Source organism: Pelomicrobium sp. P1, assembly GCF_052805615.1.
The window spans coordinates 89460-102152 of record NZ_JBRBEM010000008.1; the positions used below are offsets into that span (position 1 = coordinate 89460).

The window sequence follows — 12693 nt, forward strand, 5'->3', positions numbered from 1 at the left end:
AGCTAACCAATCCCCTGATTGTGGGGACGCTTGGGAGCAAACTCAAGCACATCGGGCCGCTCGGACGGCCGCCCGGCGCTTTCCGACCCCCTTCTCTATTACAGACCTCGCCAGGGGTCGAGAGTTGCGGGCCCGGGCTATACCGATTTGGCCACCTTGGGCTGGTCCGAGTAGATCAGGATCGGCTGAGCGTCGCCGGTGGCGGCGTTCTCGTCGATCACCACCTTGGCGACGTTTTCCATGGAAGGCAGGTCGTACATGGTGTCGAGGAGGGCCTGCTCCAGGATGGAGCGCAGCCCCCGGGCCCCCGTCTTGCGCGCCAGCGCCTTACGGGCGATCGAGCGCAGGGCGGGCTCCCGCACCTCCAGCTCCACGCCCTCCATGGCGAACATCTTCTGGTACTGCTTCACCAGCGCGTTCTTGGGCTTGGTGAGGATCTCGATGAGCGCCGTCTCGTCCAGCTCCTCCAGGGTCGCCACCACCGGCAGGCGCCCGACGAACTCGGGAATTAGGCCGTACTTGATCAGGTCCTCCGGCTCCACCGTGCGCAGGATCTCGGTGATGTCCTTGCGGTTGTCCCGGCTGCGCACCTCGGCGCCGAAACCGATGCCGCTCTTCTCCGAGCGGTTGCGAATGATCTTATCCAGCCCGTCGAAGGCGCCGCCGCAGATGAACAGGATGTTGGTGGTGTCCACCTGGACGAACTCCTGGTTCGGATGCTTGCGCCCGCCCTGGGGCGGCACCGAGGCGATGGTGCCCTCGATGAGCTTCAACAGCGCCTGCTGCACCCCCTCGCCGGACACGTCGCGGGTGATGGACGGGTTCTCGCTCTTGCGCGAGATCTTGTCGATCTCGTCGATGTAGACGATGCCGCGCTGGGCCTTCTCCACGTCGTAGTCGCACTTCTGCAGCAGCTTCTGGATGATGTTTTCCACGTCCTCGCCCACGTAGCCCGCTTCCGTGAGGGTGGTGGCGTCGGCCATGACGAAGGGCACGTTGAGCAGTCGCGCCAGCGTCTGGGCGAGCAGGGTCTTGCCGGAGCCGGTGGGCCCGATCAGCAGGATGTTGGACTTGGCGAGCTCGATGTCGTCGGAGGGCTTGCCGATGTTCTTGAGGCGCTTGTAATGGTTGTAGACGGCGACCGACAAAATTTTCTTCGCCACGTCCTGGCCGATCACGTACTGGTCCAGAATGTCGCGGATCTCATGGGGCGTGGGCAGATCGGCGCGCGCGCCCTTGGCCTTCTGCTCGCCCTGGGTCTCCTCGCGGATGATGTCGTTGCACAGCTCGATGCATTCGTCGCAGATGAACACGGACGGTCCGGCGATGAGCTTGCGCACCTCGTGCTGGCTCTTTCCGCAGAAGGAGCAATAGAGGAGTTTTTCGCCGCCGATCTTATCCGACATACATCCTTTCCCTTGCCGTCCCGGGGAGTCGGCCCGTCAGGCCGCCTTTTCCTTCAGGATCGCCTCCCGGCTCTCCAGGACCCTGTCCACCAAACCATACTTTACCGCGTCTTCGGCACCCAGGAAATTGTCCCGGTCGGTGTCCCGGGCGACCTTGTCTACGGGTTGGCCGGTATGTCTGGCCAGGATCTCGTTCAGCCGCTGCTTGAGGTACAGGATCTCCCGCGCATGGATCTCCACGTCGGAGGCCTGTCCCTGGAACCCGCCCATCGGCTGATGGATCATGATCCGGGAATTGGGTAGGCAGTAGCGTTTGCCCTTGGCGCCCGCCGCCAGCAGCAGGGCCCCCATGCTGGCCGCCATGCCCACGCATAGGGTGGAGACGTCGGGCTTGATGAACTGCATGGTGTCGTAGATCGCTAGCCCCGCAGACACCGAGCCGCCCGGGGAGTTGATGTAGAAATGAATGTCCTTGTCCGGGTTCTCCGACTCGAGGAACAACAGTTGCGCCACCACCAGGTTGGCGGTCGCGTCGTTCACAGGGCCCACCAGAAACACCACCCGTTCCTTGAGTAGCCGGGAATAGATGTCATAGGCGCGCTCCCCCCGCCCGCTGGTCTCGATGACCATCGGGATGAGCCCGAGGGCTTGCGGTTCCATTACGCGTACGTCCGACATACAGTCACTTCCCCGTCAGTTCGTCGAAGCCGACCGGTTTGTCCACCACCTTCGCCTGGCCCAGCACCCAGCGGACCACATTTTCTTCGAGCGCCAAAGCCTCGGCATCGTTCAATCGCTCCGGTTTGGAATAGTACCACTTCACCACCTCCTCCGGACGCTCGTAGCTCTGGGCGAAATCCTCCACGATGGCCCGCACCTGTTCCGGCCGGGCGTGGAGGCTGTGGGCCTTGACCAGCTCAGCAAGAATCAAGCCCAGTTTCACCCGGCGCTCAGCCTGCTCGGCGAACATTTCCGGAGGCAGGGGCGCGCCCTGCACCCGCACGCCCCGGCCCTCCAGGTCCCGGCGGGCGGCGTCGGCCAGCCGGCGCTGCTCGGCCTCCACCAGGGCTTCGGGAAGCTCCAGGCTGGCGACGGCGAGAAGCGCCTCCATCACCCGCTCCTTGAGTCGCGTCTGGAGGCGCCGCTTTACTTCCCGCTCCACGTTGGCCCGGATTTCCGAGCGCATCTTTTCCAGATCCCCGTCCGCGATACCCAAGGCCTTGGCGAAGTCGGCATCCACCGGGGGCAGCCGGGGTTCCTCCACGGCGTGCACGGTCACTTCGAAAGTGACTGTTTTTCCGGCGACTTCCTTCCCGTGATAGTCCTCCGGAAAACCCACCTCGAAGCGCTTGGTCTCCCCCGCCTTCACGGAGAGGAGATTGTCCTCGAACGCCGGCAGGAGCCGCCCCTCGCCCAGGATCACCGTGACGCCCTGGCCTTGACCGCCCTCGAAGGGCTGCCCGTCCAGGGTTCCCTGGAAGTCGAGGGTGAGCCGGTCGCCCCGGGCCGCTCCCCGTTCCACCGGGGTAAAAGTCGTCCGCTGCTTGCGCAGGACTTGAAGGGTCTGGTCCACGTCGGCCTCGGTGACTTCGTGGACCGGCCGCTCGAGGGTGACGCCGCTCAGGTCCCCGAGCTGCACTTCCGGATAGACTTCGAATATAGCGCTGTACTGGAAATCGGCGCCGCTTCCAGGGGAGGGCTTGGGTTCGAAGTGGGGGAAGCCCGCCACCCTGAGGTTACGGCTGCGCACCGCCTCGGCAAAGCTCTTCTGCACGGCGTCCCCCAGCACTTCCTGGCGGACCTGGGGCCCATAGGTCTGGGCGATCACCTTGAGCGGGACCTTTCCCGGGCGAAAGCCGTGCATCCTGGCTGTGCGGGCGATGCGCTTGAGCCGGCTTTCCACCTCGGCTTCGATCTGCGACTGGGGAAGCGTCACGTCCAGACGGCGCTTCAGCGCCCCCAGGTTCTCCAGATGAATCTGCATGCTTACATCCACCTCTTATCGGGGTTCACAGTGAGGCGGTGGGACAAAAGCCTGCCCGCCGCGTCCCATCCAAACCGGGTCGGAAGAGCAAAAAAAGTCTGGCCACCAGAACAGCCGGGAGATCGCGTATGATCATTCCTCCTGGTGCGAAAGGAGAGACTCGAACTCTCACGCCTTGCGGCGCCAGATCCTAAATCTGGTGCGTCTACCGGTTCCGCCACTTTCGCAACCAAGCAATTGTAATATAATTACGAGTTTACTGTCAGTCAGCCCGGCCTCCGGGTGCAGTCGCCCGGAGCGCTGAGCAATCGACCCGGGCGAGCCGCGCCCGCCCTATTCCCAGAACTTGCCCTCCATCCAACGAAGAAACGTCCCGCCCGATGACACCGGACGAGTACTGCGCCCAGAAAACCGCTCGGCGGGGTTCGGCACTCTACTACAGCCTGCGTTTCCTGGCCCAGGAAAAGCGCCGGGCGGCGACCGCCATCTACGCCTTCGTACGGGAAACCCAGGACGCGGCGCGGGATTGCTCGGACCCTGGCGTCGCCCGGGCACGCCTCGCCTGGTGGCGCACGGAGACCGCCCAAGCGTTTGAAGGCAAGCCCCAGCACCCCGTGGCCCAGGCCTTAGCGCGGGTGGTGGCCGATTACGCCCTGCCCCAGGAGCAGTTCCAGGAGATCATCGACGGCGTGGAGACGGAGCTGGCCGCCAGAGGCTTCCCCGACTTCAAGGCGCTCCAGCTCCACTGCCACCGCCTAGGCAGCACCCCCGCCGTCCTGGCGGCGGAAGTTTACGGTTACCAGGACCGGCGCACCCTCAAGTTCGCCCACGACCTGGGCCTGGCCCTGCAGCTCACCACCCTTGTGCTGGACGTGGGGGCGGAGGCGCGCCGGGGCCGCCTCACCCTCCCCGAGGACGAGCTGGCGGCCCACGGCATCGGCCCCCGGGAGCTCGTCTCCCGTCCCGCCGGGACCCGCGTGGGCGAATTCCTGGGCCGCCAGATCGAGCGCTGCGATCGGCTCTATGCCCAGGCCCTGGAAGAGCTTCCCCCGGCCGACCGCTGCTCCCAGCGGCCGGCCCTGGCCCTGGCGGCCATCGCCCGCGCTCTGTTGGACGAGATCCGCGGGGATCCCGCCCAAGTGCTCTCGGCCCGGGTCGATCTCACACCGCTGAAGAAACTCTGGATCGCCTGGAGGACCTGGAACTTCGGCTGACTCTCCCTGGACCTTTTTTCCTTGGCCTCTGCCATGAACTATCAGCCCGCCTCCGACCTGCTCGAGAACCGGGTGATCCTGGTCACCGGCGCCGCCCACGGCCTCGGGCGGGCGGCCGCCCTGGCCTTCGCTGCCCACGGCGCCACGGTCATCCTCCACGGCCGCAGGGAAGCGCCCTTGAATGCGGTCTACGACGAGATCGAGGGGGCCGGCTACCCGAAACCCGCCCTTTTCTCCCTGGACCTCATGAGCGCGGGGGAGACCGAGTTCCGGGCCATGGCCCAGGCCATCGGCGACCAGCTCGGCCGCCTGGACGGGATCCTGCACAACGCCGCGGAACGCTACCGGCCCGCGCCCCTGGAGCTGCAGTCCCTGGACCACTGGCTCGGGCACCTGCGGGTCAACCTGGCGGCGGCCGCCGCCATCACCCGGGTCTGCGCCCCCCTGCTCAAAGCCGCCCCGGACGCTTCGGTGGTCATGACCTCCGAGACCCACGGCCACCGCCCGAAGGCCTACTGGGGGGCCTTCGCCGTGTCCAAGGCCGGGGTGGAAGCCCTGGTGAAAATCCAGGCGCAGGAATGGGAGCTCCATCCCCAGCTCAGGATCAACGCGGTGATCCCCGGTCCGGTGCGCTCGCCCCAGCGGCTGGCCACCCATCCGGGGGAAGACCGCCGGCGGCTTCCCGGCCCTGCGGACCTGATGCCCTGGTACCTCTACCTCATGGGCCCCGACAGCCGGGGGATCACGGGAAGGGTCTTCGACTGCAGCCGGCCCGGGACGGACGGCGAGGGTTGAGCGGCAAGAACGAACGATCGCCGATCCCCCCGCGCCTCAAGCCTCCAGCAGGCGGCGAATATGGGGCGGGATGGGCATGGATTTCCTCACCCGCTGGTCCGCCCAGACGATCTTCGCCTCCCCGGTGGCGCACAGTTCCTCTTCCCCCTCCCGGCGCAGCTCGTAATAGGACATCAGGCTGGAGCGGCCCAGCTCGCCCGCGTACATGCGCACCTCCACCGTGCCCGGGAAGTCGAGCTGCTTGAGGAAGGCGCAGCTCGCGGTGACGATAACGGGCCCCTGCTCCGGCGCCACCAGGTCCAGGCCGAGCTCCTGCATCCATCCCACCCTCGCCTGCTCCATGAAGCGGAAATACACGGTATTGTTCACGTGCCCGTACGCATCCATGTCGCCCCAGCGGATCGGGATGCGCTCGATGTAGATCAGCCTGCGTTTCTTTTCCATGACGTGCCGCCGGTCAGAGGAAACCCGGGAGGGGTGAATTATAATGGGGCCGTCGAGGCCGGACTCGAAAATTTCTCCCCATGCCCGAGCGCGAGTCCCTATCCTATGACGTGGTGATCGTCGGTGCTGGTCCAGCGGGGCTCGCCGCGGCCATACGCCTCAGGCAACTGGCCCAGGCCCACGGCCACGAGGTCTCGGTGTGCGTGCTGGAAAAGGGCTCGGAGGTGGGGGCGCACATTCTCTCCGGCGCGGTGATGGACCCCCGGGCCCTGACCGAGCTGATCCCCGACTGGAAGGACAAGGGGGCGCCCCTCACCGTGCCGGTCAGCGAGGATCGGTTCCTTTTTCTCACGGAAAAAGGGTCTCTGCGGGTTCCTGATTCCCTTTTGCCCGCTTGCTTCAAGAACCAGGGCAACTACGTCGTGAGCCTGGGCAACGTGTGCCGCTGGCTCGCCAGGGAGGCGGAATCCCTGGGGGTCGAGATCTTCACCGGTTTCCCCGCGGCCGAAGTGCTCTACAACGACGAGGGCTGGGTCAAGGGCGTGGCCACCGGCGACATGGGCGTGGACAGGGAAGGCCGTCCCACGCCCCGCTACCAGCCGGGCATCGAGCTCCACGCCAAGTACACCTTCTTCGCCGAAGGCTGCCGCGGCCACCTGGGCAGGCAGCTCGAGGAGCGTTTCGGGTTGCGGGCCGGACGGGCCCCCCAGGTTTACGGCCTCGGCGTCAAGGAGCTATGGGAGGTGCAGCCCGAGCGACACCAGCCGGGTCTCGTGCTGCACACCGCCGGCTGGCCCTTGGATCCGGACACCTACGGCGGCTCCTGGATGTACCACGACGCCGATCGGCTCGTGTCCCTGGGGCTGGTAGTGGGCCTGTCCTACGCCAACCCCTACCTCTCCCCCTTCGAGGAAATGCAGCGCTGGAAGACCCATCCGGCAATCCGCGGTTTCCTGGAGGGGGGCAAGCGCGTCGCCTACGGCGCCCGAGCCCTCGCCGCCGGCGGACTCCAGTCCCTGCCCAAGCTCACCTTTCCGGGCGGCGCCCTGATCGGCGACGACGCGGGCTTTCTCGTCGCCTCCCGCATCAAGGGCAGCCACGCGGCCATCAAGTCGGGGATGCTGGCAGCGGAAGCGGCCTTCGAGGCCTTGAAGGCCGACCGGGCCGGGGTGGAGCTCACCGCCTACACCGAGGCCTTCCGCTCGAGCTGGCTGTACGAGGAGCTGTACCGCGCCCGCAACTTCAAGCCCTGGATGTCCAAAGGCCTCTACCTCGGCTCCCTCATGTTCGGGATCGACCAGCTTCTCTTCCGGGGGAAGGCGCCGTGGACCCTCCACCATCGCCGCGCCGACCACGAAACCCTGAAAAAGAAGACCGAGGCCGCGCCCATCGCCTATCCGAAGCCCGACGGGGTGCTCACCTTCGACCGGCTCTCGTCGGTGTACCTCTCCAACACCAACCACGAGGAAAACCAGCCCTGCCACCTGAAGCTGCGGGATCCGGAAGTACCGCTCAAGGTAAATCTCGCCCTCTACGACGGGCCCGAGAGCCGCTACTGCCCGGCCGGGGTCTACGAGTTCGTCCAGGCCGCAGGCAACTGGCGCCTGCAGATCAACGCCCAAAACTGCGTGCACTGCAAGACCTGCGACATCAAGGATCCCACCCAGAACATCGTCTGGGTGACGCCCGAAGGGGGCGGTGGGCCCAACTACCCCAATATGTGAGTCAAGCGGCCTTCCTGCGATTCGCCTCGAGCCGCTCGTCGATCAGGGCGACGAGGCGGTCGAGGGCCTCCCAGCGCATGCCCTTTTGGCGCGCGATCGCCTGAACCAGCCGGTCCACCCGTTCGATGTCTGTCGCCCCGGCGGCCACGGCCCGTGCCGCGGCCGAGGGGCTCTCGAGGGACAACGCCGCGCTGGCGTATTTCTCGAACGGCACCAGGTCTTTCTCGTCCGCGCCGAGGGACAGGCAAAGCTCCACCACCCATTCGTACACCGTCCGCGAGGCCGCCGGGTCGCCGTGCACGGCGTCCCGGATGGAACGCACTCCCTCCTCCGTCACGCAGCGGTAGTTGCCGGCGATCAGCATGGCCCACTTGGCGAGGGGCACGAACAGGGAGTCGTGGACCCTGAGCTTGACCGGCAGCTCGATGCTCTCCCCGTCCCCGTCGAACCGGGCCGCCTCGACGTCCGCCTCGAGCCCCCGCAGCAGGGCGGTGTGGGCCCCGGACTCGAAACGCGCCGCCTTAAAATTCGTCGGCAGCGTCACTTGCAGCACGTTGACCGGCTCCCCCGGGGGTCGAAACGCCTGGGGATCCGGGCTGCACAGGGTCATCAGAGGGGGATCGAAACCGTCCCAGACCGTGGCATCGGTGTAGCAGCTCCTGCACGCGTTCACATCGATACCCGGGAGGCGGGCGAGGTACGGCAGGGGCGGCATGTTCATGAGGGACAGGCACGGCACCCGGGACCGGGCGATCGCTTCCATGAGCTCCCGCACGCCGGGGGCCCGGTACTGGGGCTCCTGCATGGCCAGGACGATCAAGTCGTAGCCGGCCGGTTGGAATGCCCCGGGGCCGCCGGCGTAGACCCGGCCCGGCAGTTTTTTCGAGTTGATCTCCACCCGCCCCTCGCGTCCCCTGACCGGCAGGCGCACGACGGCGCCCGCCCGGTTGATCAGCTCCGCCTCCTCAGGCCGGCACACCAGGTCCACGTCGTGCCCCGCCAGGGCGAGCTTGGCGCCGAGGAGCGATCCATAGGATGCACCCAGGATGAGGATTCTGCGGGTTGCGCCCATGGGTGTCATATCCCCCTGATTGGAAATAGCAATCACTCTCGTTTCCTGCGCCGAGGAACCTCTGCAGGGCTCAAACGGCGGGAGGATCTCCGGCCGCCCGGTGCCGTTCAAAGATCGCCGAAAGGATTTTCGATGGTGCGCGGATCGCCCTGCAGCCGGCTCGGAAAGGTGCGCGGATGGCGCTCTTCCCGCCAGCAGCCGCACGCCCGGTACTCCCCGGAGGCGTCGCCGAAGGACGCCTCCTCTTCGACCGGCCGGGGGAGCCGGTCTTCGATGCTCTTCAACACTGCGCTCATCTCGGGTCTCCTCGTCCGCACTCGTGGCGCGGGCTTCCGCCGCTCTTTTCACGATATGAAAGAGCGACGCAACATATGATAGCGCAAGAAGTATAAGCTTGCCTTACCGTTTTTATCATTTTTTCTTATTCATTGAGCGGGCTCCATCAAAGACGGATTAAAGAGGCTTATTCGGCCATCAGCGGCCGACCCTTGACGCTGGACCAGCCTCGTCCAAATATGAGTAAAGGCGGAGTGGTCGTCCATGAAACCGCGCCGGCCCCGCCCCGACTAACCAACAAGCAGCCACCGACAGGAAAGGAGAAAATAGATGGCCCGGGAATACCTGCCCCTGCCTTCGCGCCACTTGAAGGCGAAAGCCACTTTCGCTCGGCCCACCCAGTATTTGCCTCCCCGCGTGACCCTGGACGACCCGGCGGTGGACGTGATGACCGACCTGAAACAGGTGGTGGCCGTCACCATCGACCCAGAGGCGAGCATCGAGAACGCGAACCGGGTCATGATCCGGCGGGGGGTGCGGCTACTCCTGGTGGTGGACGTGAACAACTACCTGCTGGGTATCATCACCGCCACCGACATCCTGGGCGAGAAGCCGATGCAATTCATCCAGTCCCATGGCGGCACCCGGGACGAAATCCGGGTGCGGGACATCATGACCCCCCATGATCAACTGGAAGTACTCAACATGGAAGACGTGCGGGTCGCCAAAGTGGGGCACATCGTGGCCACCTTGCGGCACGTGGGCCGCCAGCACGCGGCGGTAGCGGAAGTGGACGAGCACGGAAACGACGTGCTGCGAGGCTTGTTCTCCACCACCCAAATCGCCCGGCAACTGGGAGAGCCCATCCATACCACCGAAATCGCCCGCAGCTTCGCCGAGGTGGAGGCGGCCCTGGCCTAGCTGGCGGAGAACGCCAGGATTGGCTTTTTCGGCGAAGGGCGCTACCGGCGCCCTTCGCCGAGTCGCCGGTCGGTACCAAGGGGAACGCTGAACGAGCGGGGATATGCTTTCGGCTTCCCTAAGTCCTCACCAGCCCATGCTGGATCGCGTAGCGCACCAGCTCGGCGTTGCTCTTGAGCTCCATCTTTTCCAGAAGCCGCGCCCGGTAGGTGGCTACGGTCTTGACGCTCAGATGAAGCTCCTGGGCGATCTGGGCCCGGGACTTGCCTCCGGCGATGCGGCAGAGCACTTCCAACTCCCGGTCGGAAAGCTTCTCATGGGGTAACCGGGCTCCGTTCACTCCGCTGGCCAGGGCCAGCTTTTCGGCCACGACCTCGCTGAGGTACTTGCGGCCGCGGGCGACCTTGCGGATCGCGTCCAGCAGGCGGGTAGACTCGCACGCCTTGGTCAGGTAGCCGGCCGCTCCCGCTTTGATGATGCTAAGTGCAAACGAGTCTTCGGGGTAAGCGCTCAAGACCAGCACCGGCAACTTCGGTTTCTCGGCCCTGATCGCCTTTAGTACCTCAAGCCCGCTTTGATCTTCCAGCGGCAAGCCCAGGAGCGCCACGTCCCATTCCCGGTCCCGGGCCAGCCGCAGCGCCAGCCCGGCGTTGCCCGCCTCTCCGGTCACTTCCACGTCGGGCGCATCCGACAGGATGCGCTTGAGCCCTTCCCGCATCAGCGCCTGGCTTTCCACCAGCAGGAGGCGCACCTTCCCCTTTCCATCGGCTAAGCCGGCGCGATCTCCGGCGGGCCGTCCCATGCCTTCCTCGCCCTTCACGCGCTTCTTCGCGCCCCACGGCGAAATGTGCCGAAGAGTTTTACATTTATTTAGACATCCCCATGCCGCCGTCGTTCTGGCCTGTGCCCGGTGCGGCCCTTCCCCGGCGGAGCGTGTCCTCGGGTCCGTAATTCCACTATGGTAAAATTCGCGCCTTTTCAGGACACGCTATGAGCTCCCCGCGCCCCGTTCGCAACATCGCCATCATCGCCCACGTGGACCACGGCAAGACCACCCTGGTAGACAAGCTGCTCCACCAGGCGGGCGTCTTCGCCGCCCACCAGCAGGTGCAGGAGCGGGTGATGGACATGAACGAGCTGGAGCGGGAGCGGGGCATCACCATCCTCGCCAAGAACACCGCAGTGGATTACCAGGGCGTGCACATCAACATCGTGGATACGCCCGGCCACCGGGACTTCGGCGGCGAAGTGGAACGGGTGCTCTCCATGGTGGACGGGGTGCTGCTCCTGGTGGACGCGGTGGAGGGTCCCATGCCCCAGACCCGTTTCGTCACCCGCAAGGCCCTGGCCCTAGGCCTCAAGCCCATCGTGGTGGTGAACAAGGTGGACCGGGACGGGGCCCGGCCCGACTGGGTGGTCAACCGGACCTTCGAGCTGTTCGACAAGCTGGGGGCCAGCGAGGACCAGCTCGACTTTCCCGTGGTGTACGCCTCCGCCCTCCAGGGCTGGGCCAACGCCCGTTGCGTCGAGCCCCGTCCGGATCTGCGCGACCTGTTCGAGGCCATCCTGCGCCACGTGCCACCGCCCGCGGGAGACCCGGATGGAGCCCTCCAGTTGCGCATCTGCGCCCTCGACCACTCCTCCTATGTGGGCCGCATCGGCGTGGGCCGCATCGCCCGCGGGCGGCTTCGGCCGGGACAGGAGGTGGCGGTGCTGCGCCCGGAGGAAGCACCCCTCAAGGCCCGGGTTGGCCAGGTCTTCGGCTTCCGGGGGCTGGAACGCGTTCCCCTGCAAGAGGCGGCGGCTGGCGACATCGTACAGGTGACGGGCATCGAGACGGTGGCCATCGGCGCCACCCTGGCCGATCCCGAACGCCCCGAGGCGCTGCCGGCCCTGGCGGTGGACGAACCCACCCTCACCATGAGCTTCCACGTGAACACCTCGCCCCTCGCCGGCCGGGAGGGCAGGTTCGTCACCTCGCGTCAACTGCGCGAGCGGCTCGTCCGGGAGCTCCGCACCAACGTGGCGCTGCGGGTGGAGGACACCGAGGATGCGAACGTTTTTCTGGTCTCGGGCCGCGGGGAGCTGCACCTGACGATCCTTCTCGAGAACATGCGCCGGGAAGGCTACGAGCTAGCGGTGGGCCGCCCCCGGGTCATCACCAAAGTGATCGACGGCGGGGTGTTTGAGCCTTACGAAGCCCTCACCCTGGACCTGGAGGAAGCCCACCAGGGCCCGGTCATGGAGGCCCTGGGGCTGCGCCGCGGGGAGCTCCTGGACATGATCCCCGATGGGGCCGACCGCGTGCGCCTCGAGTACCGGGTTCCCGCCCGCGGCCTGATCGGCTTCCAGAACGAGTTCCTCAACTTGACCCGGGGCGGCGGCCTCATGAGCCACGTGTTCGACGGCTACGGCCCCATGAAGGCCGACCTCCCGGGTCGCCGCAACGGCGTGCTGGTGTCCCAGGAAAACGGCGCGGCGGTGGCCTACGCCCTCTTCAACCTGCAAGAGCGGGGACGGCTGTTCGTGAAGCCCGGCGACCCGGTGTACGAGGGCATGGTGATCGGCATCCACAGCCGGGACAACGACCTGGTGGTGAACCCCATCAAGGAAAAGAAGCTCACCAATATCCGCGCCGCCGGCAAGGACGAAAACGTCATCCTCACCCCGCCCGTGCAGCTCACTTTGGAGTACGCGGTGGAATTCATCGAGGACGACGAGCTGGTGGAGATCACGCCCAAGTCGATCCGCATCCGCAAGCGCTTCCTCAAGGAACACGAGCGCCGGCGCACGCGGAGGGCGGAGCAGGTTCCAGCGGCGTAGCCGCTGCCCGCTTCGCCCCGGGGCGAGGTCCGGG

Annotated in this window: 12 protein-coding genes and 1 tRNA gene; 5 read left to right on the forward strand and 8 right to left on the reverse strand. The window is 66.2% G+C overall.

All coding sequences use genetic code 11. The features are described 5' to 3' along the window. Window positions 1–137: 137 nt before the first annotated feature. The 4 genes from clpX to ACUVYZ_RS09505 all read right to left on the reverse strand — a co-directional run bounded on the left by clpX (window position 138) and on the right by ACUVYZ_RS09505 (window position 3617). On the reverse strand, window positions 138–1406 hold the full coding sequence (clpX, locus tag ACUVYZ_RS09490) for an ATP-dependent Clp protease ATP-binding subunit ClpX (RefSeq protein ID WP_439934041.1): 1269 nt from the start codon (window positions 1404–1406) through the stop codon (window positions 138–140). Between the two features lie 36 nt (window positions 1407–1442). Beyond that, window positions 1443–2084 (reverse strand): ATP-dependent Clp endopeptidase proteolytic subunit ClpP, encoded by a 642-nt coding sequence (gene clpP / locus ACUVYZ_RS09495; protein ID WP_439934042.1) that lies wholly within the window; start codon window positions 2082–2084, stop codon window positions 1443–1445. Between the two features lie 4 nt (window positions 2085–2088). Continuing rightward, window positions 2089–3390, reverse strand: coding sequence for a trigger factor (gene tig, locus ACUVYZ_RS09500; RefSeq protein ID WP_439934043.1), 1302 nt, complete (start codon window positions 3388–3390; stop codon window positions 2089–2091). A gap of 142 nt (window positions 3391–3532) precedes the next feature. Next, a tRNA-Leu gene (locus ACUVYZ_RS09505) sits at window positions 3533–3617 on the reverse strand. Window positions 3618–3770: 153 nt separating this feature from the next. Between ACUVYZ_RS09505 and hpnD the strand changes: the two genes are divergently transcribed. Next, complete coding sequence (hpnD, locus tag ACUVYZ_RS09510) at window positions 3771–4604, forward strand: presqualene diphosphate synthase HpnD (protein WP_439934044.1); 834 nt, start codon at window positions 3771–3773, stop codon at window positions 4602–4604. A gap of 33 nt (window positions 4605–4637) precedes the next feature. Next, complete coding sequence (locus ACUVYZ_RS09515) at window positions 4638–5399, forward strand: SDR family NAD(P)-dependent oxidoreductase (RefSeq protein WP_439934045.1); 762 nt, start codon at window positions 4638–4640, stop codon at window positions 5397–5399. Window positions 5400–5435: 36 nt separating this feature from the next. Here ACUVYZ_RS09515 and ACUVYZ_RS09520 read toward each other — a convergent pair whose 3' ends face one another. Further along, the gene (locus ACUVYZ_RS09520) at window positions 5436–5843 is read right to left on the reverse strand and encodes an acyl-CoA thioesterase (protein WP_439934046.1); all 408 of its coding nucleotides are present in this window, start codon (window positions 5841–5843) and stop codon (window positions 5436–5438) included. An 80-nt stretch (window positions 5844–5923) separates the two neighbouring features. On the opposite strand from ACUVYZ_RS09520, the gene ACUVYZ_RS09525 reads away from it, so the two are divergent. Then, window positions 5924–7567 carry an electron transfer flavoprotein-ubiquinone oxidoreductase gene (locus ACUVYZ_RS09525; protein WP_439934047.1) on the forward strand — a complete coding sequence of 548 codons (1644 nt, stop codon included), beginning with the start codon at window positions 5924–5926 and terminating at the stop codon, window positions 7565–7567. 1 nt (window position 7568) lies between these two features. Here the strand turns inward: ACUVYZ_RS09525 and ACUVYZ_RS09530 are convergent, their stop codons facing one another. Then, window positions 7569–8639, reverse strand: coding sequence for a ketopantoate reductase family protein (locus tag ACUVYZ_RS09530; RefSeq protein ID WP_439934048.1), 1071 nt, complete (start codon window positions 8637–8639; stop codon window positions 7569–7571). Between the two features lie 107 nt (window positions 8640–8746). Next, window positions 8747–8935, reverse strand: coding sequence for a hypothetical protein (locus ACUVYZ_RS09535; protein ID WP_439934049.1), 189 nt, complete (start codon window positions 8933–8935; stop codon window positions 8747–8749). A 310-nt stretch (window positions 8936–9245) separates the two neighbouring features. On the opposite strand from ACUVYZ_RS09535, the gene ACUVYZ_RS09540 reads away from it, so the two are divergent. Beyond that, a complete protein-coding gene (locus ACUVYZ_RS09540) occupies window positions 9246–9836 on the forward strand; it encodes a CBS domain-containing protein (RefSeq protein WP_439934050.1) in 591 nt (196 codons plus the stop codon). Window positions 9837–9954: 118 nt separating this feature from the next. Here the strand turns inward: ACUVYZ_RS09540 and ACUVYZ_RS09545 are convergent, their stop codons facing one another. Next, complete coding sequence (locus ACUVYZ_RS09545) at window positions 9955–10587, reverse strand: response regulator (protein ID WP_439934051.1); 633 nt, start codon at window positions 10585–10587, stop codon at window positions 9955–9957. Window positions 10588–10826: 239 nt separating this feature from the next. Between ACUVYZ_RS09545 and typA the strand changes: the two genes are divergently transcribed. After that, on the forward strand, window positions 10827–12659 hold the full coding sequence (gene typA / locus ACUVYZ_RS09550; RefSeq protein WP_439934052.1) for a translational GTPase TypA: 1833 nt from the start codon (window positions 10827–10829) through the stop codon (window positions 12657–12659). The last annotated feature ends 34 nt before the right edge of the window (window positions 12660–12693 follow it).